Origin of the sequence: Streptomyces sp. CB02058 (assembly GCF_001905505.1) — a bacterium.
Lineage (GTDB): Bacteria > Actinomycetota > Actinomycetes > Streptomycetales > Streptomycetaceae > Streptomyces.
Genome location: NZ_LIPG01000004.1, coordinates 639,686 through 664,439 on the forward strand (window position 1 = coordinate 639,686; position 24,754 = coordinate 664,439).

At 71.5% G+C, this 24,754-nt stretch carries 15 protein-coding genes; 9 read left to right on the plus strand and 6 right to left on the minus strand.

Annotation, left to right across the window (positions count from 1 at the left end):
- The 3 genes from AMK10_RS23440 to AMK10_RS23450 form a co-directional block, all read right to left on the minus strand.
- A complete protein-coding gene (locus tag AMK10_RS23440; protein WP_073749865.1) occupies window positions 1–4,458 on the minus strand; it encodes a HEAT repeat domain-containing protein in 4,458 nt (1,485 codons plus the stop codon).
- A 172-nt stretch (window positions 4,459–4,630) separates the two neighbouring features.
- Window positions 4,631–5,329 carry a class F sortase gene (locus AMK10_RS23445; protein ID WP_073750174.1) on the minus strand — a complete coding sequence of 233 codons (699 nt, stop codon included), beginning with the start codon at window positions 5,327–5,329 and terminating at the stop codon, window positions 4,631–4,633.
- 136 nt (window positions 5,330–5,465) lie between these two features.
- Window positions 5,466–6,287 carry a hypothetical protein gene (locus AMK10_RS23450; protein ID WP_073749866.1) on the minus strand — a complete coding sequence of 274 codons (822 nt, stop codon included), beginning with the start codon at window positions 6,285–6,287 and terminating at the stop codon, window positions 5,466–5,468.
- A gap of 259 nt (window positions 6,288–6,546) precedes the next feature.
- Here AMK10_RS23450 and AMK10_RS23455 point away from each other — a divergent pair, with 259 nt between their 5' ends.
- The 8 genes from AMK10_RS23455 to AMK10_RS23490 all read left to right on the plus strand — a co-directional run bounded on the left by AMK10_RS23455 (window position 6,547) and on the right by AMK10_RS23490 (window position 17,722).
- The gene (locus AMK10_RS23455; protein ID WP_073749867.1) at window positions 6,547–7,515 is read left to right on the plus strand and encodes a formylglycine-generating enzyme family protein; all 969 of its coding nucleotides are present in this window, start codon (window positions 6,547–6,549) and stop codon (window positions 7,513–7,515) included.
- A 66-nt stretch (window positions 7,516–7,581) separates the two neighbouring features.
- Window positions 7,582–8,796: an ROK family protein gene (locus AMK10_RS23460; RefSeq protein WP_073749868.1), complete on the plus strand. Its 1,215-nt coding sequence runs from the start codon at window positions 7,582–7,584 to the stop codon at window positions 8,794–8,796.
- Complete coding sequence (locus tag AMK10_RS23465; RefSeq protein WP_073749869.1) at window positions 8,793–9,623, plus strand: ABC transporter permease; 831 nt, start codon at window positions 8,793–8,795, stop codon at window positions 9,621–9,623. The genes AMK10_RS23460 and AMK10_RS23465 overlap by 4 nt, the downstream gene beginning before the upstream one ends.
- Window positions 9,620–10,399, plus strand: coding sequence for an ABC transporter ATP-binding protein (locus AMK10_RS23470; protein WP_073749870.1), 780 nt, complete (start codon window positions 9,620–9,622; stop codon window positions 10,397–10,399). The genes AMK10_RS23465 and AMK10_RS23470 overlap by 4 nt, the downstream gene beginning before the upstream one ends.
- 44 nt (window positions 10,400–10,443) lie before the next feature.
- On the plus strand, window positions 10,444–11,424 hold the full coding sequence (locus AMK10_RS23475) for an aliphatic sulfonate ABC transporter substrate-binding protein (protein ID WP_073749871.1): 981 nt from the start codon (window positions 10,444–10,446) through the stop codon (window positions 11,422–11,424).
- Window positions 11,421–12,932, plus strand: a complete 1,512-nt coding sequence (locus AMK10_RS23480) for a sulfatase-like hydrolase/transferase (RefSeq protein ID WP_073749872.1) — start codon at window positions 11,421–11,423, stop codon at window positions 12,930–12,932. The genes AMK10_RS23475 and AMK10_RS23480 overlap by 4 nt, the downstream gene beginning before the upstream one ends.
- Window positions 12,929–15,298, plus strand: coding sequence for a family 43 glycosylhydrolase (locus AMK10_RS23485; protein WP_107428485.1), 2,370 nt, complete (start codon window positions 12,929–12,931; stop codon window positions 15,296–15,298). Before AMK10_RS23480 ends, AMK10_RS23485 begins: the two co-directional genes overlap by 4 nt.
- Window positions 15,299–15,541: 243 nt before the next feature.
- Window positions 15,542–17,722 (plus strand): discoidin domain-containing protein, encoded by a 2,181-nt coding sequence (locus AMK10_RS23490; protein WP_073749874.1) that lies wholly within the window; start codon window positions 15,542–15,544, stop codon window positions 17,720–17,722.
- 104 nt (window positions 17,723–17,826) lie between these two features.
- Here the strand turns inward: AMK10_RS23490 and AMK10_RS23495 are convergent, their stop codons facing one another.
- The 3 genes from AMK10_RS23495 to AMK10_RS23505 all read right to left on the minus strand — a co-directional run bounded on the left by AMK10_RS23495 (window position 17,827) and on the right by AMK10_RS23505 (window position 23,746).
- Window positions 17,827–19,110, minus strand: coding sequence for an LPXTG cell wall anchor domain-containing protein (locus AMK10_RS23495; RefSeq protein ID WP_073749875.1), 1,284 nt, complete (start codon window positions 19,108–19,110; stop codon window positions 17,827–17,829).
- Between the two features lie 169 nt (window positions 19,111–19,279).
- Window positions 19,280–20,902: an FAD-dependent monooxygenase gene (locus AMK10_RS23500; protein WP_073749876.1), complete on the minus strand. Its 1,623-nt coding sequence runs from the start codon at window positions 20,900–20,902 to the stop codon at window positions 19,280–19,282.
- A 117-nt stretch (window positions 20,903–21,019) separates the two neighbouring features.
- Window positions 21,020–23,746: a cellulose binding domain-containing protein gene (locus tag AMK10_RS23505; RefSeq protein WP_382566446.1), complete on the minus strand. Its 2,727-nt coding sequence runs from the start codon at window positions 23,744–23,746 to the stop codon at window positions 21,020–21,022.
- 762 nt (window positions 23,747–24,508) lie between these two features.
- Here AMK10_RS23505 and AMK10_RS23510 point away from each other — a divergent pair.
- On the plus strand, window positions 24,509–24,736 hold the full coding sequence (locus tag AMK10_RS23510) for a hypothetical protein (protein WP_073749877.1): 228 nt from the start codon (window positions 24,509–24,511) through the stop codon (window positions 24,734–24,736).
- Window positions 24,737–24,754 lie beyond the last annotated feature (18 nt).

The window sequence follows — 24,754 nt, forward strand, 5'->3', positions numbered from 1 at the left end:
TCAGAGGGCGGCCCCCTCTCCCCCGGGGCCGGTGAGGCGGTCCAGCACCTCGGTGTAGCGGGTCCGCCTGTCCGGGCGGGCACGGGCGGCGGCGTGCCGGAGAGCCGGAACGGCCGCCGGGCCCATCAGCAGCAGCCCGTCGGCCGCCTCCGCCCGGACCGCCGGGTGCGGGTGGTCGAGCAGGGCGACCACCGTGGGGACGGCGGGTTCCCAGGAGGCGTGGCAGAGCGTCCTGATCGCCATGCGTCTGATGTCCGGCTGCGGGTCGTCCAGCAGTACGGCGGTGTGGAGCAGGTGGGAGGGCCGGTCGAGCACGGACCGCGAGGTCCGGTGCGCGTGCAGTCTGACCTTCGGCCTGGGATGGGTCAGCAGTACGCCGATCACATCCCTCAGTTCCGGGTCGCGGTCGGCGCTCCGGCCCCCGTGCTCCTCCACCAGCCGGGAGAGCGCCCGGCGGATCTGCTCAGGACCTCCGGTACGGGCCAGGTCCAGCAGCTCCGTACGCCCCGGGCGGTGGACGGCCGTCGGCGGGGCCGCCTCACGAGGGGCGGAGCCGGGTCCTTCGTCCAGGAGGAGCCCGTCGGCGAGGTCGTCGCGCCCCTCGGCGCGCAGCCGGTCCCGGACACGCGTCATCTCCGGTGACACCGACAGCCGCTGCCCCGCCAGCAGGTCCAGGAACCCCCATGCACCCGCCTCCAGCCGGGTCCGCAGACGGTCCGCGAGCACATCGGCCGGGGCCGAACGCAGGGCGAGGGCGGTCTCCGCGCGGAGTGCGGCGGGGCCGTCCTCCCACCACCCGAGCAGCAGCGGGACGAAGGGGACGAGGTCCCAGGGCCCGAGGTACCGGGCGAGTCCGACGACCCTGCCGGGCACGATGTCACCGTCCTCCAGACCCGCCGGTCCGACGGTGGTCAGGGCACGGGCGAGGCGGCTCCCGGGCGGCGTCCGCACGCGGCCCCGCAGATACGCGTGGAGCACCGCGCGTGCGGCCTCCGGCTCGGGCCAGTCGAGGAGGCGGGTGGCCGCCGCGTCCCTGCGGCCGGCATCGGCCGCTTCCAGCATCTCCAGCAGCCGGGTGCGCTGCGCGGCGGAACGCGGCTGGTCGAGATCCCGGGCGTGTACGACTTCCGAAGCCGGGCCCGTGGTCTCCGCGAGGGTCCACGGGGGTACGCCGAGCGGCTGAAGGGCCGTCATCCAGGCGACGAGCAGGGCACGCGCGCGGTCGTCACCGGCCTCCGGGTAGACCTCCATGAGGGCCGAGAGCCGGTGCCGGGAGCCCGGCGCCGGCTGTTCCAGGCGCCGGAACCCCTCCAGAGCCTCCCCCGAGCGGGCCGCCGCGCGCAGCCCGGTCCGCCAGCCCTCCGCGTCGCCGTCGGCGTGCGGGACGGGGGCTCCGAACGCCTCGCGCAGAACGGAGGCTTCGGCGTCCGGGGCATCGGTGTCGAGGCGGGCGGCGGCGAGCGCCCGGTCCAGATCGTCGCCCGTCAGCACGGCCCCGCACGCCTTCAGCAGGAGCAGTGCGGGCAGGTGCGGTGCGGGTGACAGGGCGCGTACGGCCTCGGCGAGGACCGCGCGCTCGGCACCGGGCAGCAACGGTGCCACGGCGCGGAGTACGGCGAGGAGCCCGGGCCGCCGCTCCCGGTCACCGGCGAGCCCGTCGGCCAGCGTCCGGGCGGAACCCGCGAGGATCCGCAGCTCGTCGTCCGTCCACGGGGCGGGGCACATCCGCAGGACGAGGCCCAGCACCCGGCCCGCGGCGGCGGCCGGCGACGAGCGGGCCAGGCCGAGCCACGCGGCGAGCATCGGCCGCAGCCCCCGCAGGCGTGCCGGATCGAGGACGTCCGGGCTCTCCGCGATGCGCAGGGCGGTCGTGGCGTTCCAGCCGTGGGTGAGGAGCACGTCGGCGTCGGCGGCCGGCGAGGGCGCGCCGGCCACGTCGGCGGATCGGGTGATGCCGTGCGCGGCGAACAGTTCCCCGAGATCCGCGGCGCTCCCCGAACCGAGGCGTATTCGGCCGTCCGCGAGGAGCGCGAGCAGGCCGGGGACGACCGGAGAGCCCTGTTCGGCCAGGGCGAGCACCGTGCGGGAGGCCGGCAGCCGGTCGAGGCTGCGCAGGAGCAGGGTGCGCTCCCGGGGATCGCGGGCGCGTGCGGCGGCGGCCAGGACCGTGGCCGTGCGGGCGTCGCCGAGGATCGCCTCCAGCGCTGTGACGGCCTCGGCCCGCAGGCCGGGGTTGTCGTGGTGGCCGAGGGTGTGAAGGAGGCCGGGCACGGCCGCGGGCGTCCCGGCGCGGGCCAGCACCGTCGCGGCGGTCTTCCGGATGTTCATGGTGGGGTGGCCGAGCTGGGCGGTGATGGCGGGGCAGGCCCAGCGCGCCCGCGCGTGGCCGAGGGCCAGCAGCGCCTGACGCACGGTCTGGATGTCATCGGCCCTGGTCAGAGCGATCAGTGTGGCCGACAGCGCCTGTGCGTCCTCACCCTCCGCGTCCATGGCAAGAAGTGCGATCACCTGCTTGCGCACCTGAGGATCGGGGTGGCGCAGCAGCCGGTGCACGCGGGGGCGGGCCCGTGCCGAGGGGGCGTGCCGCAGGGCTTCGAGGAGGATCGACTGCTGACGGGCCGGGAGCCCGGGCCGCTCCAGCAGGTCCAGCACGATCCCGGCCAGCAGTGCGTCGCCCGCCGCTCCGGGACCGGGGGCGTCGAGCAGGCAGGACGGCCGTATCCGGCGCCGCTCGTGCAGCCGGGCGCCGAGGCCGCGTATCGCGTGCAGGATCTCCTGGGGCACGACGGGTTCCCCGGCGCGGGCCGGTTCGGGCTGTGCGCCGGTGTCGACCGTCTCCCACGACGCGGCCAGTTCGCTCACGGTCCGCAGAAGGAGTGCGGTGACGGCCGGCAGGCCGGCCGCGCTGCCGTGGGCAGCCAGCGCGCACAGCGCGGCGACGGGGTCGGGGGGATCGGGTCGCGCGTGCAGCAGGGTCAGTTCCCGCTCGTCCGGGGCTCCCAGGTCGGCCGCGACGGCGGGCGGCAGGGCGGCGGGATCCAGACGGGCGAGGAGGTCGCGCCGCAGGCCGGGATCGGTGTTCAGCTGCCAGAGGAGCTCGACGGCCCGGTGGCGGACGGGGCGCAGATGGACCGCGATGTCACGGCCGTCGGCACTCGGGCCGAGGGCCTGGGCCAGCGTCGCGACGGTGCGGGGTCCGCCGATGGCTTCGAGGGTGCGGAGAGCCGCTTCTGGTGCCCGGGGCAGCAGGTCGAGCACGGCCTCCTCGGCTTCCTCGTACCGGAGTTCGCGGATCGCTTCGAGGAAGGGCCCGGGGACTGGGGCGGAGGGAAGGAGACGGGTGAGGGCCGCTCCGATCGGGAGCTCTCCGGTGCCCTGCTCCGCCAGGGCGACGAGCAGCGCGATCCGGCGCGGCCAGCCCGGGTCGTCCGGCGGCGCCTCGACGAGCAGGCCGAGCACGGCCGTTCGGCAGGTGTAGAGAATCGTCGCGACCGTGCGGGGATCGATGGAGTGATCGGCGAGCGCCAGCCCGACGACATCCGGTGCCCTGGACTCCTCGGGGAAGTGCCCGCGCCGGTGCAGCCCTTGCAAGCAGGTCACCGCGGGCCCGGCGAGCAGCAACGGGTCCTCCGCCGCGATGTCCAGGAGCGCCCCGATGTCACCGCGTTCCGCCAGTCCGCCGAGGCGTTCCATGGCCGCCCGGCGTACGAGGGGAGGTACGGAGGTGTCGGCCGCGACCCGGGGCAGCAGCCCTCCATGGCCGTGCCGGACAGCGGCGTCGAGCGCGAGGACGGCGACGGGGACCGGCCTGCCTGGGGCGAGGTAGGGAGCGATACGCGCCTGGGGCAGCGGGTCCGAGGCGGCCCACGGCTGGGCCAGTTCCTCCAGGACGGCGGCCGCCACGGCTCGCTCGCCCGGCCGCACGTCGCCCGCCCCCGCGTCGAGCAGCCGGTCGAGACGGGTCCTGGCGAGGCCGGGCGCGAGCAGACCGGCATGAAGTCCCTGGCGGATCAGCCTGACCGCCTCGGTCCGCAGCACCGGGTCACCGGTGCCCGCGAGTTCGGCCACCAGGAGGTCGGGGCGGGGGGCGTCACCGGCGTCGATGCTCCGTACGGCCTGGTAGAGCAGCTCCCCCCGCCGTTCGTCCCGCAGCGCCGAGGGACGCGTGAGCAGCTCGGCCCGCGTCCAGGCGATCCGCACACGCACCGGCATCCCGGCCTCACGCCAGCGGGGAAGCCGCCCGCCCGGGAGGTGGATGCCGAGCCGCCCGTAGAGCCCGGCCAGCAGGAGCGACTCCTCCGGCTGCCGGGGCACGTCGTGCGGCAGCAGCTCCGCCAGCGCGGCCAGCTCCGCCGGGGCGGTCGGCGGGTGCGGCCCGTCGAGGCGTTCGGCGACGAGGCGCGGCGCCGGAGATCTCGTCGCCTGGTGTGTCCGCGCGTCGGCGGGGGTCCTGGTCACCGTCGGATAGTAGTGGCCCGGCCCAGCTCCCCGGCCGGTGCGTGCCCGGCGCCGCCTGTGCCCTGCCGCTCCTCCAGGGACCGCGCGCCGCTCCGATCCGGCCGGGCATCAGGCGTTGCCGCGTACGGCGCCAGGTGCTCCCGAACGGCCGTCAGGTGTTCCCGGACGGGCGTCAGGTGTTCTTGGCGGAGGCCAGGTGGGCGAAGACCACGACGTTGTCCTTGTAGTCCTTCGCCTTCTTGTCGTACAAACCGCCGCAGGTGATCAGCCGCAGCTGGGCGCTCCCCTTGTCGGCGTACACCCGGTCGTTCGGGAAGTCCGCCTTGCTGAACGTCTCGACCGAGTCGACCTTGAAGGTGACCACACTTCCGTCCTCGCGGGTGATGTCCACGGTGTTCCCTGCCTTGAGGGTGCTGAGCAGCAGGAACACGGCGGGCCCCGTCTTGGTGTCGACATGCCCGGCGACCACCGACGTGCCCCGCTCTCCGGGGGTCGCGCCGTCCTTGAACCAGCCGGCCAGGTTGGGATCGTTCGCGGGCGGCGCGTTCAGCTGTCCGGACGGTCCGATGGCGAGCGGTGTGAAGGGGGCGTCGACCGCGATGGACTTGATCGAGATCCGTTCGGGTTCGGACGGAGGCAGCCCCGGCGGGGCGGTGGACGGTGAGGCCGAGGGCGTCGGTGAGGCCGGTGCGGACGAGGCGGACGGGGCGGGCAGGGAGACCATGGAAGGGGTCGGCGGGACTCCGGCCGACGCGTCGAAGGAGTTGTAGACGAGGAGGAAACCCAGGCCCACCGCCGCGACGGGCCACAGCAGGGAGCGGCCGAGGGCCGGGGAGGCGGAGTCTGCTTCGGACGGCTGCTGGGCGGCCATGCGCATGCTGCCTTTCGCGTGCGGAGGTGCGGGAGAACGGGAGGGACCCCGGCAGGTGTGCGGGGAAATCGGCGCGGCCACCGCCCTGGGGAGGGCGGCGGCCACGGCATGATCCATTCGGTGGTTCGGGCGCCCGTCAGACCGCGGCGGCACCGGAGGCGTTGCGGCGGCGCAGCTTGTACGCGGCGGCACCGAGACCACCGAGCATCAGCACCGAACCGGCGGCGAGACCGCTGCCGGAGAGCGCCATCGCGCCACCGCCGGTGTGCACGCCGCCCTCGGGCTTCTCGTGCTTCCAGGTCTTCTCGCCGTCCCCGGAGCTGGAGGAGCCGGACTCCTTGTCCTTCTCCCAGTCCTCAGCCGTCACACCGGCCAGCGCACCGCCACCGGCGTGCACACCACCCTCGGGCTTGTCGTGCTTCCACGACTCCGGCTTCTCACGGTCCGCATTGCTACCGGACCCCTTGTCCTTCTCCCAGTCATCAGCCGACACACCGGCCAGCGCACCGCCACCGGCGTGCACACCACCCTCGGGCTTGTCGTGCTTCCACGACTCCGGCTTCTCACGGTCCGCATTGCTACCGGACCCCTTGTCCTTCTCCCAGTCATCAGCCGACACACCGGCCAGCGCACCGCCACCGGCGTGCACACCACCCTCGGGCTTGTCGTGCTTCCACGACTCCGGCTTCTCACGGTCCGCATTGCTACCGGACCCCTTGTCCTTCTCCCAGTCATCAGCTGACACACCGGCCAGCGCACCGCCACCGGCGTGCACACCACCCTCGGGCTTGTCGTGCTTCCACGACTCCGGCTTCTCACGGTCGTCGTTGCTGCTTGCGGTGGAGCCGCTGTCCTTGTCCCAACCGTCGGCCGAGGTCACGGCGTATGCGGCGGGGACGGAGACCGCGAGGACCGCCGTGACGGCGGCCGATGCGAACAGGGTGCGGGCAGAGCGCATGGATACACAGTCCTTTCGCCACCCCCGCGCTGGCCGGCTGGTTGTCGGCTCATCGGATCACGGGTGCGACGTGATCCACCGTCAGCTGAAACCTGGGGGCCCACCACTCGGGACGGGCGCATTCGAGGGAGTCGGTGGGCCCATCGTGTGACAGGGAGCCAGATGTCACCCGTTGGACGGCACGCCACGCCGGGGGCATGTTTGGGCGGCGATGATCATGGGTGTAAAGGCGTGGTCGCGGGGCTCGTAGGATCGCGCCATGACCGACACCACCCCCTCCAGCTGCTGTTCTCCCGGTCGCGGGAAGTCTGACGGCCCGTCCGGGAGCGTTTCCGCCGCGCTTCCCAAGCCCGCGGCCGCGTCCGGAGGCGGACCCGGCCACGACGGCATGGTGCTGCTTCCCGGCGGGTCGTTCCTCATGGGGACCGAGGATCCCGAGGGCTTCCGGGCCGACGGCGAGGGGCCGGTCCGCGAGGTGCGGGTCTCCGCCTTCCGCATCGACGCACACGCGGTCAGCAACCGCAGGTTCGCGCGGTTCGTGGCGGCCACCGGTCACGTCACGGAGGCCGAGCGCTTCGGCTGGTCGTACGTCTTCGCCGGGTTCCTTCCGGCCGCGCTGCGGCGTGGCGCGGGCAGGCCGGACGGCACCCCGTGGTGGTGCGGGGTGGAGGGCGCCCGGTGGGACAGGCCCGAGGGTCCCGGCAGCGGGACCGAGGGACGCGTGGACCACCCCGTGGTGCATGTGTCCTGGAACGACGCCCGCGCGTACGCCCGTTGGGCAGGTGCCCGGCTGCCGACGGAGGCCGAGTGGGAGTACGCGGCGCGGGGCGGCCTGGAGCAGGCCCGCTACCCGTGGGGCGACGAGCTGACCCCGGGCGGCGAGCACCGGTGCAACATCTGGCAGGGGCACTTCCCCACGAAGAACACGGCGGAGGACGGTTACGCGGGCACGGCGCCCGTCGACGCCTACGAGCCGAACGGCTTCGGTCTGCACAACATGGCGGGCAATGTCTGGGAGTGGTGCCAGGACTGGTGGGGAACCACGCATCCGGCCGGGCGCCGGAGCGACCCGCGCGGTCCGGGCGCGGGTGACACCAAGGTGATGCGGGGTGGCTCCTACCTGTGCCATCGCTCGTACTGCAACCGCTACCGGGTGGCCGCCCGTACCCGCAACACGCCCGACAGCACCACGGGGAATCTCGGTTTCCGCTGTGTGCGCTCGGCCTGATCCCGCCGTCATTGCGGCAACATGAATATTTTTCCGGGTCATTGACGAAAAAATCGCGCGGTCATCATGCTGGTCGCCATGCACTCACACGGTGGACCTCTCTCGCGGCTGAGACGTGGGCACGAGGAACGCGTACTCGGTCTGCTGCGCCGGCACGGACCGCAGAGCCGCGCGGAGCTCGGCCGCCAGGCCGGTCTCTCGCGTACCACGCTGTACGACATAGTCGGGACCCTGGTGGCGAGCGGTGCGGTGGTGGCCGCCGCGGCGGAGCCCGGGCCGCGCAGGCGTGGCCGGCCGGTGGAACACCTCACGCTCAACCCCGCGGCCGGGCAGGCGGTAGGCATCGATTTCGCCCGCCGTGCCGTTCATGTGGCGGCTGCCAACGTGGCTCACGAGGTGATCGGTTCGGCGAGCCGTGCCCATCCCCCGGGGCTGTCCTGGGAGGGCCGGGTGGAGCTGGCCGAGCGGCTGGTCGCCTCGCTGGCCGGGGGGACGCTCCGGCTGGCCGCCCTCGGGACGACCGGCGCGGTCGGCGTCGGGGTCGTCGGCCCGGTGCGGACGGACGGGGGCGCGCCCGAGAAGCCCCTGGCGGCGCTCGCCGGACTGCTGGGCAAGCGGTTCGGGGCCCCGGTCCTGCTGGACAACAACACCAGGCTCGCCGCGCTCGCCGAGTCCACCTGGGGCGCCGCCGCCGCCAGCCAGGACGTGCTGTATCTGCGGCTGTCGCACGGGGTGGGCGGCGGGCTCGTCGTGAACGGCTCGCTGCACCGGGGTGTGGACGGTCTGGCCGGCGAGCTCGGCCACATCACCGCCGATCCCGAGGGTGGTCCGTGCGAGTGCGGTGGCCGGGGGTGCCTGGAGACCATCGCGTCGATCGGGCCCGTCCTCGGCGCCTTCCGTGAACGCGGCGGACGTGCCGACGGCTTCCCCGCGCTGCTGACGGCGCTCGGCGAGGGCGACGCGGCGGCGCACGAGGTGCTGCGCGTCGCCGGAACCCGGACCGGCACGGTCCTGGCCGGGGTCGTCAACGCCGTCGGTCCCGGTGTGATCGTGCTGGGCGGCGAGCTCGCCCGGACGGGCCAGGCGCTGCTGGGCCCGGTCCAGGAGGCGCTCGACGCCCATGTCCTGCCGTTGGCCCGGGGGCGCGTGAAGCTGCTGCCCGCCGGTCTCGGCGAGGCGGGCGGCGCGCTCGGCGGAGTCGCGCTCGCCCTCCATGAATCCCCTCTGCTCGCCCGCTACCCGGCTCCGGGCGAGGACGACCTTCCCGAGGACGCGATATGAGTTCCACGGAGACACCCGTGAAGCGGGCCGCACCGGTGCAGCACGGCGCGGAACGTACCCCCGCGCCCCGGCGGAAGGGCATCCGCCTCCCCGCGCTCGCCCTGAATCTGATCGCCCTGGTGGCGGGCGTGGGCGTATGGGCCTGGCTGGCCTCGCTCGGGGTGCAGGCGCTGCCCGGACCCGCTGCCGTGGCGGGCAGGGCGGGCGAGCTGATCTCGGACGGCACGCTGCTCGACGACTCGCTGGCCAGCCTGCGCCGCGTCCTGACCGGCTTCGCGCTGGGCACGCTGCTCGCCGTGCCGGTGGGCTTCCTGATGGGCTGGTACCCGGTGGCGCGCGGGCTGCTCGAGCCGTACGTCCAGTTCTTCCGCACGGTGCCGCCGCTGGCCATGATTCCGCTGGCCATCGTGCTGCTGGGCATCGGTGAGGTGCCCAAGGTGTTCGTGATCTTCCTGGCCGCGTTCCTGTCGAGTGTCGTCGCCGCCTTCCAGGGCGTGGTCGGGGTGGACAGGACGCTCATCGACGCGGCGCGGGTGCTGGGCGCCCGTGACGGGACGATCTTCCTCAAGGTGGTCGTCCCCGCCTCGGCGCCGTTCATCCTCGTGGGCATGCGGATCGGGCTCGGCTCGGCCTGGGGAACCCTCGTCGCCGCGGAACTGATCGCCGCTCAGGAGGGCCTCGGCTTCCGGATGCAGACGGCCCAGCTCTACTACGACCTGCCGACGATCTTCGTCGGCCTGATCACCATCGGCGTGCTCGGCCTCCTGATGGACCGGCTGCTGCTGCTCGCCGAACGACGCCTCACCCGCTGGCAGGAGACACGATGACCGCCAAGATCTCCTTCCGGAACGTGTCACGGACCTTTCCGCTGAAGAAGACCACCTTCACCGCCTTGGACGAGGTGTCGCTCGACATCGGTGACGAGGAGTTCGTCACCGTCGTCGGCCCGTCCGGGTGCGGCAAGAGCACCCTGCTCAACCTGGCGGCCGGACTCGCGGCCCCGACGTCCGGCGAGGTCCTCGTCGACGGCCGGCCGGTCACCGGGCCCGGGCCCGAGCGCGGGGTGATCTTCCAGCAGTACGCCCTGTTCCCGTGGCTGACCGTACGCGGCAACGTCGAGTTCGGGCTGAAACTGGCCTCCGTGGACGCGACGGAACGCAGGCTGCGAGCGGAGCGCGCCATCGAGCTGGTCGGTCTCACCGACTTCGCCGACGCGCTGCCCAAGACGCTGTCCGGCGGGATGAAGCAGCGCTGCGCCATCGCCCGTGCGTACGCCGTCGATCCTCAGGTGCTGCTGATGGACGAGCCCTTCGGGGCGCTGGACGCGCTGACCCGGGTCCAGTTGCAGGACCAGCTCCTGGACACCTGGAGCCGGGACCGGCGCACGGTCCTGTTCGTCACGCACGACGTGGACGAGGCCGTGTATCTCGCCCGGCGTGTCGTGGTGATGGCGGCGCGGCCGGGGCGGATCCACTCGGTCATCGATGTGGACCTGCCGTATCCGCGTACCGAGGAGATCCGGCTCTCCCCCGAGTTCGCCCGTATCCGCAATGCCGTGTGGACCTCCGTCTACCACCAGACCCCGGCCGCACCGGCCGCCTGAGACCCCCGCCCCCCTCTCCCGCTCCCTTAAGGAAACCCTGCGTCATGCGTCTACCTCAGCGCGCCCTGACGGCGGCTGTCGCCGTGTCCGCCCTGGCACTCTCCGTCACCGGCTGCTCCGGTGACTCCTCGGCCGACGGCGCCTCCACCGTCCGCTTCGGCTACATCAGCGACTACAACGGCGCGAGCCTGCTGGCCATCGCCGACAAGCAGGGACTGTGGAAGGAGCAGGGGCTGGACCCGGAGTTCAAGACCTTCACCAACGGCCCGCTCCAGATCCAGGCGCTCGGCTCGGGCGACCTCGACTTCGGCTACATCGGCCCGGGCGCCATGTGGCTGCCCGCGTCGGGCAAGGCGAAGGTCGTCGCGATCAACACGCTGGCCCGCGCCGACCGGGTCATAGCCCAGCCGGGCATCACGTCCGTCGAGGACCTCAAGGGCAAGAAGGTCGGCGTACCCGAGGGCACCTCCGGTGCGATGGCGCTCAATCTCGCCCTGCAGAAGGCCGGGATGTCGGAGAAGGACGTCGAGAAGGTCCCGATGGACCCCTCCACGATCGTCTCGGCGTTCGTCGCCGGGCAGATCGACGGGGCCGGTCTCTGGTACCCGCTGATCGACACCATCAAGGCGAAGAAGCCGGACCTCAACGAGGTCGCCAGCACGGCGGACTTCAAGGACCGGGCTTTCCCCACGGCCTTCGTGGCTCCGGCGAAGAGCGACGCCGCACTGAACGCCAAGGTCGTCAAGGTCCTCCAGAAGGCCAACGACTGGCGTGCCGCACACCCCGACGAGTCCATCGACGCGGCAGCCGCGCTGCTGAAGACCGATCGCGCCAAGGTGGCCGCCGACGCGGCCAACGTGGAGACGCTGTCGACGGCCGACCTGGTCTCGAAGACCGAGGACGGCACCGTGGACGGCTGGCTCGACGGACTCGGCGAGTTCTTCGTGAGCACGGGCCAGCTCGAGAAGGCCCCGGCGGCGGACACGTACTACGAGGGCGCCCTCTACACGAAGGCGTACAAGTGAACCTGCTCTTCCTGATGACCGATCAGCACCGGGTGGACACGCTCGGCTGTTACGGCAACCCGCATGTCGCCACGCCGAACCTGGACCGGCTGGCGGCCACGGGGACGCGCTTCGACCGCTTCTACACGCCCACGGCGATCTGCACCCCCGCGCGGGCGAGCCTGCTCACCGGGCAGGCACCGTTCCGCCACCGGCTGCTGGCCAACTACGAGCGGAACGTGGGCTATCTGGAGGACCTGCGCGAGGACGCCTTCACCTTCCCGGCGGCCCTGGCCGAGCGCGACTACCGGCTCGGCCTGATCGGCAAGTGGCACGGCGGCACCCACCGCAACGCCGCCTCGTACGGCTTCGAGGGCCCGGACCTGCCGGGCTGGCACAACCCCGTCGACCATCCGGACTACCTGGCGTACCTGAAGGAGCGGGGGCTGCCCCCGTACCGCATCTCGGAGCCGATCCGGGGTACCGCGCCTGGCGGCAACGCGGGGAACCTGCTGGCCGCACGGCTGCACCAGCCGGTGGAGGCGACGTTCGAGCACTACCTCGCCACGCGCGCCATCGAGCATCTGGAACGGTACGCGGCCGGCGAGGAGCCCTTCTTCCTGGCGACGCACTTCTTCGGTCCGCATCTGCCGTACCTGCTCCCGGACGCGTACTTCGACCTCTACGACCCGGAGCTGGTCGAGCTTCCGCCGTCGATCGCCGAGACCTTCGAGGGCAAACCTCCGGTGCAGCGCAACTACAGCGCGCACTGGGCCTTCGACACCATCCCGATCGAGACGACCCGCAAGCTGATCGCCGTCTACTGGGGTTACGTCACCCTGATCGACGAACAGATCGGGCGCATCCTCACCCGGCTCGACGAGCTGGGGCTGAGCGACTCCACCTCGGTGTTCTTCACGGCGGACCACGGCGAGTTCACGGGCGCGCACCGGCTCCACGACAAGGGGCCGGCGATGTACGAGGACATCTACCGCATCCCGGGGATCGTCCGCATCCCCGGTGCCGCACCGCAGGTCAGGGACGAGCTCGTCAGCCTCACCGACTGCACGGCGACGCTGCTCGAACTTGCGGGCTGCGACCCGTCCCCGGCGGTGGACAGCCGCAGCCTGGTGCCGCTGGTCAGGGGTGAGCGTCCCGACTGGGCACCGGAGCTGGTCGCCGAGTTCCACGGCCACCACTTCCCGTACCCGCAGCGCATGATCCGTGACGACCGCTACAAGCTCGTCGTCAATCCGGAGTCGGTCAACGAGCTGTACGACCTGGAGGCGGACCCGCACGAGCTCAGCAACCGCTACACGCACCCCGAGTTCCGTTCGGTCCGACGGCGGTTGATGCGGCGGCTGTACACGTTGCTGCGGGACCGGGGCGACAACTTCTACCACTGGATGACGTCCATGTACGACATCGGCGCGTCCGACTACGACCCGAGCCTCAGCGCCTTCGAGAACGACGACACGACCTGGACCGCGGCCTCGCGTCCGGACGGAACTCTCACGGAGACCACATGAGACGCACGCGAGGAACGGCACGTCCCCGCCGGCTGTCCCGGTGGGCGGCCGGCGCCGTCTCACTGCTCTTCCTGTCCACGCTCGCGAGCACGCCCTCCTACGGTGAGCAGAAGCGCCCGGCCGCCGCGCCGACGTACACGAATCCGGTGTCCACCGGGGCCGTCGACACCTTCCCCGATCCTGCGGTGATCCGGGGCAAGGACGGCCTCTGGTACGCCTACGGCACGCAGAACCCCGTCATGCAGAGCAAGGGCGAGGACGGGGAGCGCATGCTGCCGATCCTGCGCTCGGCGGACCTGGTGAAGTGGGAGTACGCCGGGGAGGTCTTCACGCCCGCGAACAAGCCCGCCTGGCACAACGGTTCGCGGCTGTGGGCACCGGACGTGCGGTACGCGGCCGGTCTGTACCACCTCTACTACTCCGTCCCCGGGCGCAACACCGTGGGGCTCGCCACGTCCGCCACCCCGACGGGGCCCTGGACCGACAAAGGTGCCGTGCTGCCGTCGCCGAGCGGCTGCCCCGCGGGGAACATCGACCAGGCGCAGTTCACTGACACGGACGGAACGCCCTATCTGTACTGGGGCAGTTACGACACCATCTGCGTCGCGCGGATGAACGCCGACCTGACCAGGACCGAGGGTGAGGTCACCCAGGTGGCCCGTGGCCGCAGGGTCGAGGGTGGCTTCGTCGTGCGGCGCGACGACCACTACTACCTGTTCTACTCCGACGCGGGCTGCTGCGACGGCGCCTACAGCGGCTACCAGGTGAAGGTGGGCCGCTCGACGAGCCCCACCGGTCCGTTCACCGACGACGAGGGCACCGATCTGATGGCCCTCACCAGCAAGGCGGGATTCGTCGCGGGAGCGAACGGCAACCGGTGGATCGGACCGGGCCACAACGCGATCCAGACCGACCTCGCCGGCCAGGACTGGCTGGTCTACCACGGCATCCCCGCCGAGTCGCCCGATCTGGCACCGGCTTCCAACGGCACACTGAAGCTGACCCGGCGTCCGATGCTGATCGACCGGCTCGACTGGATCGACGGCTGGCCCGTCGTACGGGCGGGCGCGGGACCGTCGGACGGGCCGACGGCCGCGCCGGTGACCTCGTGGGACACCGGGGGGACGTTCAACGGAAGCGGTCTGGCGGGCTGGAGCGCCGAGGGCGCGGGCGCCGCCGACTGGTCCACGCCGTCCGACCAGGACGCGGGCGGGTACGCGGCCCACACCCCGACGGGTCCGGGGACGGACGCCTCCTATCTCGTCGCCGACGGGCGCGCACCGGCGGATCTGCGGGCCGAGGCCGATCTGAAGGTGACCGCACAGGATGGCGCGGCGGGGCTCACCGTCGCCTACCGGGACCCGGGCAACAGGGTCGTGGCCTGGCTGGACCGCGCCCGCTCGGCACTCGTCACCGACGTACGGGTGGGTGGCAGGAGCCGCGGCGAGCAGGTGACGGCGCTGCCGTCCGGGTTCTCCTGGGGCACCTGGCACAACGTGTCCGTCGAGTTGCGCGGCACCGGGCTGACGGCCGAGGTGACCGACGACCGGCTGCGCGATCCGGTGGCCGTACAGGTCCGCGACCTGCCCGCCGCAGCCGTGCGCAAGGGCGCGGTGGGCGCCGCGGCACGAGGCACGGGCGCGGCGGCGGACAACGTGGGCGCGGTGGCCCTGTACGAGCCGGTGACGAAGCGGGTGGCTCCGGCCCCGCCGGGGCGGCTGCTCCCCGGCCACAGCGACGAGTTCGACACCGCCGCGGTCCCGGGCACGGAGCCCGGTTCCCCCTGGCAGTGGGTGCGCGGGCAGGCCGCCGGGGTGACGATGACCGGTGGCGCACTGTCCTGGCCCACCCAGAACGCCGAGCTGTATCTGGGCGACAACACGGCCTCCGTGCTGCTGCGGGACGCGCCGGAGGGCGACTACACGGTCGAGACGAAGCTGCGGTTCGCCCCCGACCGGGCCGCCCAGCAGGCCGGGCTCGTGCTGTACGAGAACGACGACCGCTGGTTCAAGCTCGTCCATTCCGTGCTGCCGCTCACCAACGGCGACGGAGCCGTGCTCGACGTCAGCGAGTTCGGCAAGGAGGGCGAGCGGCCCACGACCACCCCGCCGACGGCGGTGGCCAACGCCCCGATGTTCGGAGGACCCGCGGCCGGCACCATGTGGCTGCGGATGGCCCATCACCACGACACCGCGAACGGGGAGCACGAGGTACGCGCGTCCACCAGCCGCGACGGCGTCCACTGGTCGGTGAGCGGGGTGTGGACCCTGCCGGTGCGGGGCGAGCTGAAGATCGGCCTCGTCTCCCACAACCGGTCGGGTGCGACGGCGGACTTCGACTACGTACGGACGTACGCCGCCCGGTAGCCGATCCGTCAATTCCTGAAACCACACCTCGTCAGATCTCACACTCCGTCACCGAGGAGGTCCGCCACGGAGGGTCGTCATCGCGGAGCCGTCATCAGTTCTTGTCGACAACAGGCCCTGATACACCTGATGTTGCACATCTCTTGACGCGTTCGTAACAAGGGTGGAGTATCTCGCACAGCCGGAGAGAGCGCTCTCCGGCTGTGCGCGTCGTGTTCCCGCCCCACGACTCAGGAGACCCCCATGTACGCACCTCCGAACCTCCACAGACCCGTACCCGCATGGACCGGACGACGCAGCGGCGTCCTGGCCGTGATCGCCGGGCTCGTCCTCTCGCTGCTGGCCTTCCTGCCCCAGACCCCGGCCGGCGCCGCGCCCTCACTGCTCTCCCAGGGGAAGCCGGTCACCGCCTCCAGCCAGGAGAACGACGGCACCCCCGCCGCCGCCGCGGTGGACGGCAACACCGGCACCCGCTGGTCGAGCGCCTTCTCCGACCCTCAGTGGATCAAGGTCGACCTGGGCGCCGCCGCCTCGGTGAACCAGATCGTGCTGCGCTGGGAGGCGGCCTACTCCACCGGCTACCGGATCGAGTTCTCCTCGGACAACAACAGCTGGAGCACCGCCTACTCCACCACCACCGGTCCCGGTGGCACGGAGACCCTCAACGTCTCCGGCACCGCACGCTACGTCCGGCTGACGGGCACCGCCCGCGCCACCGGATACGGCCACTCGCTCTGGGAGTTCCAGGTGTTCGGCACGACCGGCGGGGGCGACCCTCAGATCCCCGGCGGCGGTGACCTCGGACCGAACGTCCTGGTCTTCGACCCCTCGACCCCGAACATCCAGGGCAAGGTCGACGAGATCTTCAAGAAGCAGGAGTCCGCGCAGTTCGGCAGCGACCGCTACGCGCTGATGTTCAAGCCCGGCACCTACAACAACATCAACGCTCAGATCGGCTTCTACACCTCCATCGCCGGCCTCGGTCTCAAGCCCGACGACACCACCTTCAACGGCGACGTCACCGTCGACGCCGGCTGGTTCAACGGCAACGCCACCCAGAACTTCTGGCGCTCCGCCGAGAACCTCGCCCTCAACCCCGTCAGCGGCACCAACCGCTGGGCCGTCTCCCAGGCCGCCCCCTTCCGCCGCATGCACGTCAAGGGCGGCCTCAACCTCGCCCCGAACGGCTACGGCTGGGCCAGCGGCGGCTACATCGCCGACAGCAAGATCGACGGCCAGGTCGCCCCCTACTCCCAGCAGCAGTGGTACACCCGCGACAGCTCCATCGGCAGCTGGGGCAACGGCGTCTGGAACATGACCTTCTCCGGCGTCGAGGGCGCACCCGCCCAGAGCTTCCCCGAACCGCCCTACACCACCCTCAACAACACCCCGGTCTCCCGCGAGAAGCCCTTCCTCTACCTCGACGGCAACGACTACAAGGTCTTCGTCCCCGCCAAGCGCACCAACGCGCGCGGCGTCTCGTGGAACGGCACCCCGCAGGGCGAGTCCATCCCGCTCAGCCAGTTCTACGTCGTGAAGCCGGGCGCGACCGCGCAGACCATCAACGCGGCCGTCCGCCAGGGCCTGCACCTGCTGTTCACTCCGGGCATCTACCACGTCAACGAGCCGATCGAGATCAACCGCGCGAACACCGTCGCGCTCGGTCTGGGCCTCGCCACGATCATCCCGGACAACGGCGTGACCGCGATCAAGGTCGGCGACGTCGACGGCGTCAAGCTCGCCGGACTCCTCGTCGACGCGGGGACGCAGAACTCCTCGGTCCTGGTCCAGGTCGGCCCCCAGGGTTCCTCCGCCGACCACTCGGCCAACCCGACCAGCCTCCAGGACGTGTTCGTCCGGGTCGGCGGCGCGGGCGCCGGCAAGGCGACCACCGGTCTGGTGGTCAACAGCGACGACACGATCATCGACCACACCTGGCTGTGGCGCGCCGACCACGGTGACGGGGTCGGCTGGGAGACCAACCGCTCCGACTTCGGCCTCACCGTCAACGGTGACGACGTACTGGCCACCGGACTGTTCGTCGAGCACTTCAACAAGTACGACGTCCAGTGGAACGGCGAGAACGGCAAGACGATCTTCTTCCAGAACGAGAAGGCCTACGACGCACCCAACCAGGCCGCCATCCAGAACGGCGACATCAAGGGATACGCCGCCTACAAGGTCGCCGACTCCGTCACCACCCACGAGGGCTGGGGCATGGGCAGCTACTGCTACTTCAACGTCGACCCGACCATCCGCCAGCAGCACGGCTTCCAGGCACCCGTGAAGCCCGGAGTGAAGTTCCACGACCTGCTCGTCGTCTCACTCGGCGGTCAGGGACAGTACGAACACGTCATCAACAACACCGGTTCCCCCACATCCGGTACATCGACCATCCCGTCGCAGGTGGTGTCCTTCCCCTGAGCCGGGGTGAGATGAGCGGAGTCGGCTCATCGGACGGCGCGGGGCCCGGCAGCGAGTCGCTGCCGGGCCCCGCGTCATGCCCCCTGCCCTGGGCGTACGTGTTGCTACGCGCCGGAGGCCCTCCGCCTGCGGACGGCGTAGAAGAGGCCACCGCCCGCGATCACCGCTGCCGCCGCCGCGCCCGCCAGGGGGAGGGTGGAGCCGGAGCCGGTCGCCGCCAGGTCACCGCCGGCGGCCGCCGGGGAGCCGGAGTCCCCGGCGGTGGCTCCACCGGATGTGGAGGCCGATCCGGAGCCGCCCGACGTGGAGCCGCCCGAGTCAGCCGTGCCGCCGGTGGACGAGGAGCCTCCGGCCGAGGAGCCGCCGTCCGCCGGACCGCCCGCCGAGGGGCCGCCCGTCGTGCCGGTTCCCGCGTCGACAACGATGTCCGCCGTGTCGTTGCCGGCGTTCGTGTCGAAGGGCCTGGCCGCCCCGGTGAAGGAGATCTTGCCGGTCGCGCCCTCGACCGCCTTGTCGATCCGCAGGACGAAGGGGTACGTCTCGCCGCCCGAGGCGTCCACCCACGACTGCGAGGTTCCGCAGCTGTAGTGCGTCGCGGTGACCGGGCTGCAGAAGTCGTGGGCCTTGACGACGGAGGTGCCCGGCGGAATCCGGACGTCGACGGTCGCCGCGCCCTGGCCGAGGTCGCGGTAGACCCAGGCCGGGCCCTTGTTGACGAACTTCACCGTCGCCGTGACCTTGTCACCCACCTCGCCCCGGAGCCGGGCGCCGGTCAGTGCGAAGTCGGCCGTGTTCACCGCGGCGACCTCGGTGGAGGCGTGGTCCGCGTCGTGGCTCGCCCGGTCCCCGTCGGTCGCCGGGGCCTTCTCGACCAGTTTCAGCGGGGCGCCCGTGCCCGGCACGGGCTCCGTCCCGCCGCCGTCCGACGGTCCGGGGTCCGTGGCCCCGACGCTCATGGAGACCTTGTCGCGCAGCGCGTTGTCCCGCGCCTTCAGCCCGAGCGGCTGCTCCGGCGCGTAGAGGACGCCGGGCTTGAGCGGCTGCTCGACGGCGCACACCGCGATCTGCTTCTCCGGCTCCTCGTCGGCGGACGGCTGAGTCGAGTACGCGCAGTTCGCATAGGAGGCCCCCGGCGCGAGGCCCTGCGTGACGGAGTACGTCACCCAGACCTTCCCGACCTCCTCGGTGCCCTTGTTCAGTACCGTGAACGGCACATCGACCCCACTGCCCGGCCGCGCGTCGGTGACCGGTGCCAGCGGCCCGATCCCGAGGTCCGGCTCCGCGTCGGCGGCGCCGGCGGGCACGGCCCCGAGTCCGGTCAGGGCGACGGTGGCGAGTACGCCGACAGCGGTGTGCGACAGGCGGCGGCCCGGAGACGTGTGAGTCATCGAAGTTCCCTCATGATGGCGTGCGGTCGGGGCAAGTCCGGCTCGTGGAGCAGCACTCGCCGACTCAGAAGACAGCACCGGCCGTCACGCGGTTGCCCGCCCACACACTTTCCCCCCACCCTCCACCCCCGGCCGTTTCAGGCCCGGCGGTCCCTGGAGGCCCGTTCCGTCACGTCCCGAAGAGCAGCGCAAGATGGTCCTGGAGCTCCGGTCCGTCCGCCGGAGCGGTGCGCAGTCCGATGTAGCCGTCGGGCCGTACGAGGACGGCCTCGCCGCCCCGCGCCCCGTACATCCGCCGGAATTCGCCGAGGCCGTCGTGGACGGCGGGCAGGTGCGGGGCGGGGGCCTTCAGCCCGGGTGCGAGTACGGCGCATGCGTTCAGCAGGCCCGGCGCCGCCTTCAGGGCCGCGGCGGCCACGTCGTCGAACGAGGCCGACTGCTCCTCGTCGTCCGCGTAGAGGAGCAGGGTGTGCTCCCGCCCCCGCAGCAGGCCGAACAGCCTGACGGGGAAGGCTGCCAAGGGGTACCGGAGACCGCCGCAGTCCGGTGCGCGGTCGCCGGGGGCCGGGCCCTCGCACGCCGGGCCGGCCGGCCCCACGAGCGGGCTGCCCCGGTAGCCGACGAGGAGCTGGGCCTCACGGAGCATGATCGTCTCGAAGTCGTCCGGGTCCGAGCCGATGCCGCTCCGGGCGTGCCGGAGCGTTCGCGCCACCACTTCCTCGCCGACCGGGTGGCGTTCGGCGCTGTAGCTCTCCAGCAGCCCCTCGCCCGCGTGGCCCCGTACGGCTGCGGCGAGTTTCCACCCCAGGTTGAAGGCGTCCTGGATCCCGGTGTTCATCCCCTGGGCGCCGGTGGGCGGATGGATGTGCGCGGCGTCGCCGGCCACGAAGACCCGCCCCCGGCCGTAGCGGTCGACGATGCGGTGGCTGATGCGGAAGACCGAGGACCAGCGCAGCCGGGACGCGGTCGTGGGCCGGGGCGAGAGACGGTCGAGTACCGCCTGTATGTGTTCGATCCCCGGCAGCGGTCCCTTCTCGCCACTCAGGCCGTGCGTCACACCGTCGGCGTCCGGCCGTGCCTCCCGGGAGAGTTCGGGCGGGGTGGGCATCGATATCCGGTAACGGCGCTCGCCGGGCAGGGGGATGCACACCATCATGTCGTCGGTGTGCCCGTCGAGGACGTGCGAGGCCCTGACGCCGTAACCGGCCGGCAGGTCCCAGTCGACCTCGACGTCTCCCAGCATGTACTCCTCGGGGAGTGCCGCGCCTTCGAAGGACAGGCCCAGCCCCTTGCGTACGGCGCTGTGTGCGCCGTCGCAGCCCACGAGGTAGCGGGCTGTCAGCTCCTCCGTGGCGCCCGACGGCAGGGTGAGGACGGCCCTGACCTCGCCGGAGTCCTGCTCGAAGGAGAGAAGTTCGGTCTCCCGCTCGACCCGGCCGCCCCAGCGCTCCAGGAGTTCTTCGAGGAGGCGCTCGGTCTCGTACTGCGGGAGGGCCGCGAATCCGTAGGGCACCTCCGGCGGGAGTTCCAGATCGATCCGCGGACCTTCCTCCCCGTTGACATAGAGAAGTTGTCCCTTCAACGGAACAGCGGTCTCCAGCGCCTCGCGGATCATCCCCATCCGGTCCCAGATCTCCAGCGTCCGGGGCTGGACACCCACCGCCTTCGCGTACGGGAGACGCGACGGGAGCCGGTCGACGACCCTGCACGACACCCCCCGCCTGCACAGTTCGGACGCGGCCGTCAGGCCGACCGGACCCGCCCCTGCGACCAGCACATCGACGTCGACCACGGGTGCCTCCCAGGCGAGGTGCGTTCCCTCCAATGCAGCACGCCCGGGGAGCGGTGTCCATTCGGTGCCCGCGGGGCCGGTGCGGGGGCCGCTCCCCCGCACCGGCCCCGCGGCGCGTCAGCTGACGCTGCAGGCCTCACCGCCCAGCGTGAACGCGGACGGCTCGGTGCCGACGGACGTCCCGGTGCCGGTGAAGCCGAAGCCCACCGAGGAGCCCGGTGCCACCGTGCCGTTCCAGCCGACGTTCTTCGCGGTCACCTTCGCACCGTCCTGCGTGTGGGTGGCGTTCCACATCTGGCCGACCTTCTGGTCCCCGGGGAAGGTCCAGCCCAGCTGCCAGCCGTTGTAGGCCGAGTCACCCGTGTTGGTGACCGTCACATCGGCCTGGAAGCCCCCGGACCACTGGTTGGTGATCGTGTAGGTCACCGCGCACTCCTTGTCCGCCGGGGGGTCCGTCGGGTCCGGAGTCGGTGTGGGGGTCGGCGTGGGGGTCGGTGTGGGGTCCGTGCCCCCGCCGCCGGTGTCCGAGGACTCGCCGACCTGGATGCCGCGCCCGTTCGTCGAGACGTACACCCGGCCGTAGACCCTCGGGTCGCCGGTGATCGCCGCGCCGGTCCAGGCCCACTGATGCGCGTCGTCGTTGATCCGCGTCCAGGTCGCGCCCGCGTCGGTGGACCGGAAGATGCCGCGCACCCCGCCGATCTTCGCGCTGACGAAGACGGTCTGGTACGAGGCTCCCGACGCGGCCTTGCCGAAGCCGACGCTGTCGGCCTGCTCCACTCCGGAGAACTTCGTGAAGCTCGTGCCGGAGTCGGTGGAACGCCACAGTCCGTACGTCCCGTTGGCCGCGCCGCCCGCGAACCAGATGTCTCCCTCGGTGCCGGGGAGCGCCTTGAAGCGGACGTTGCCCTCGGCCGGGAGGCCGGTCGCCTTCGCGGTGAACGTCGCCCCGCCGTCCGTCGACACGTAGAACGTGCCGGCCTTGAATCCGTAGAACTTCTTGGGGTTCTTCCGGTCCGACTCGACCGTCGCCCCTGCCGGGATACCGGTGGAAGCGGTCCAGGAGTTGCCGTACCCGGTGGTGCGGTGGACGGCCGCGCCCTCCGGGCTCCAGACGAATCCGCTGCCGTCGGCCGCGGCCGCGACCGTGCCGCCGCCGGTGACCCCGGAGGGCTCGGAGCCCTGGAACCAGTTGGCGCCGTTGTCCGTGGAGAAGCCGATGTGCGGGGCGGCGTCGGCGTTGCCGACCCGTACGACCGTCCCGGGCGAGGTCTCCGCGAAGTCCAGGCTGGTGGTCGAGTCCAGGTTCGGCGAGGTGAACATCATCGCGGGCACCGCGTCGAGGTCCGTGTGCCTGAAGCCTCCGATGTCACCGAGCGCGCTGAGCAGCGGCGCGCCCGACGGCGGGCTCGCCAGGTCGTTGACGGCCGTCTCCTCCAGCCCCTTCACCATGGGGGTGATCTTGAACTGACCGCCGGTGTCCCACGCGGTGAGGTTCTCGGTCCCGAAGACGGTCGCACCCGTGCCGTACATCATCCGGTTGGAGTCGAAGGGGTCGATCTCCAGCGACTCCGTCATCCAGCCCAGCTTGGGCGCGGTCTCGGGCGGGGAGGGGTTGGCGCCCCAGCTGAGCCACGGGACCGAGGAGACGTCCTGGGTGTAGCGGTTGGCGCGGTTCGGATAGCTGGTGTAGTCCCACGCCTTCGTCCAGGTCGCCCCGCTGTCCGTGGACCTGAAGATCTGGGTGTCGGGCCACCAGGAGCTGTAGGCGGTGGCCATCAGTGTGCCGGGCTTCTGCCGGTCGACGGAGAGACCGCTGAATCCGTAGTAGGTGTCGGCGAGGGCGACGGGGCTGACGTCCTTCCACGCGCCGGACGCGGTGTCGTAGCGCCAGACCTGTCCCTTGGCGCCGTCGTACGGGCCGCCGGTGTCGCTCGTCGTCAGATAGAGGTAGCCGGTCGAGGAGTCGAGTACGCCTTTGTGCGCGAGGTACCCGGTCGGCTGGCCCGCGATGCGGGACCAGGTGCTGCCGCCGTCCGTGGATCGGTAGACGGTGTTCTCCTTGTCGGCCACGCCGACGTAGATGTTCTTCGTGGCGCTGCCCGCACTGCCGGAGCGCTCGTCGAAGGTCACCCACACGATGCCCTGGTTGTCGTTGCCGTATCCGCTGGTGTCGGACGGGTCCTGCGCGTAGTTGCCGGGGTTCGGGAAGGCGGTCACCTCGGACCAGGTGACTCCCGAGTCGGTGGAGCGCCAGAGGCCCTTGCCGCTGGGGGCGCCCAGATACAGCACGGAGTTCTTGTTCGGGTCGACCGCGAGCCGCTCCCCCATCCCGCGTCCCGGCATGTTGCCGCCGAGCTTGAAGGGCAGGGTGGTGGCCTTCCAGGAGGCGCCGCGGTCCGAGGAGCGCAGGACCGCTCCGTTCGTCGGGTCCCAGCTGTTGGTGTACGTGCCGACCGCCGCGTACACGTTGTCGGGATCGGCGGTGTCCGACGCGAGGCTCACGACCCCGGACCAGCCCCATCGGTCCCAGTCCACCCAGTCCAGCAGCGGCTTCCACTGCTTGCCCGACTGGTCCCAGCGGTAGGCGCCGCCGATGTCGGTGCGCGCGTAGGCGAGGTTCTTCTCGGACCGGTTGAAGACGATGCCGGGCACGAAGCCGCCGCCGTCGATCCGCGCGTTCTTCCAGGTGTAGGTGTCCGCCGCGATGGACACATCCGATGCTTCGGCCGAGGCGGGCCCTTCGTCGGAGCGTGCCACCGCCTGGGTGCCGGTGATCGACAACCCGGCTGTCAGGGCGAGTGCCGCCAGTAGGGCGGCGATGGGTCTGGCGCTCAAGCGCACGGAATCGTCCTCTCCGAGCTGGTCCGCCGCACAGCGGCGGTACGGGACTGACAGAGATGGGAGCGCTCCCACAAGGCAACCCGATGGTAGCGCCGCGTGTCGCCCGAGAGAAGGGTGGTGCACACGTTTCATCGGATGAATCAGCCGACCCTCGTTCCGCACCATCCGTACACCCGGGCGCCGGGCCCTCCACGTCATCCACGGACGGCAGGAACGCGACACAGCTCCTCCACACCTCCGCACGCATGTGACCCGTAATGCACGGCAGGCAGGAAAGCGCTCCACAAATGCGCCGCTCGATCACATTCGACGCACCCGAAAAATAGAGCCACACTCATCTTTACGTCGTCGTGAATACCGATACATTCCGAGCCGGTCCCGCGGAGCACTCGAATCGACGGGTAATTGCCCGGCAAGCGGAATCGAAAAAACCTGCACACGGCGTGCGCACACCGATCACGCACCCCCGCACGGAATGCCTGGTCCGAACCGGTCCGGGCGTCGTTTGGGGTAGGACTGCCCTACTTGAGGGGAGCGCTCCTGCGACGGTGCGGAATTCATCCGGTGAAGTTCGTGAAGGATCTGCCCCCACAGAATGAACACTTCTGCACGTACGGCCGTTCAAGCGGCCCGACAACCGCAGATCCGCCTCAGTTCGATTGGCTGTTCGTGGTGGAGGCGTGCTTTGATCCTGGGCCATACGGAGGCCGCACAACGGGTTTCCGTATATAGGCAATTTCCATACGAAGGGCAGCGCTCATCATGAACTACACCCCCCAGGTCGAGACCGCCGAGATCTCCGACGCCGACCTCGACAACGTCTCGGGCGGCCTCGTGGGCGGCCTCGTGGGCAACGTTGCCGGCACCGTCGAGGGCATCGTCCCGGTCGCCGGCGTCGTCGGCTCGGTCACCGGTCTCGTCGAGGGTGCCACCGGCGTGAACACCGGCGCGGTCACCGGTCTGGCCTCCGGCCTGACCGCCGGTCTCTGAGAGACGGCAGTAACCCGC

Bases quoted from the DNA above. Each gene is read 5' to 3' on its own strand.
- AMK10_RS23450 (WP_073749866.1), bottom strand. From the start codon at position 6,287: ATGCGCTCTGCCCGCACCCTGTTCGCATCGGCCGCCGTCACGGCGGTC.
- AMK10_RS23495 (WP_073749875.1), bottom strand. From the start codon at position 19,110: ATGACTCACACGTCTCCGGGCCGCCGCCTGTCGCACACCGCTGTCGGC.
- AMK10_RS23445 (WP_073750174.1), bottom strand. From the start codon at position 5,329: ATGGCCGCCCAGCAGCCGTCCGAAGCAGACTCCGCCTCCCCGGCCCTC.
- AMK10_RS23460 (WP_073749868.1), top strand. From the start codon at position 7,582: ATGCTGGTCGCCATGCACTCACACGGTGGACCTCTCTCGCGGCTGAGA.
- AMK10_RS23485 (WP_107428485.1), top strand. From the start codon at position 12,929: ATGAGACGCACGCGAGGAACGGCACGTCCCCGCCGGCTGTCCCGGTGG.
- AMK10_RS23510 (WP_073749877.1), top strand. From the start codon at position 24,509: ATGAACTACACCCCCCAGGTCGAGACCGCCGAGATCTCCGACGCCGAC.
- AMK10_RS23455 (WP_073749867.1), top strand. From the start codon at position 6,547: ATGACCGACACCACCCCCTCCAGCTGCTGTTCTCCCGGTCGCGGGAAG.
- AMK10_RS23475 (WP_073749871.1), top strand. From the start codon at position 10,444: ATGCGTCTACCTCAGCGCGCCCTGACGGCGGCTGTCGCCGTGTCCGCC.
- AMK10_RS23470 (WP_073749870.1), top strand. From the start codon at position 9,620: ATGACCGCCAAGATCTCCTTCCGGAACGTGTCACGGACCTTTCCGCTG.
- AMK10_RS23465 (WP_073749869.1), top strand. From the start codon at position 8,793: ATGAGTTCCACGGAGACACCCGTGAAGCGGGCCGCACCGGTGCAGCAC.
- AMK10_RS23490 (WP_073749874.1), top strand. From the start codon at position 15,542: ATGTACGCACCTCCGAACCTCCACAGACCCGTACCCGCATGGACCGGA.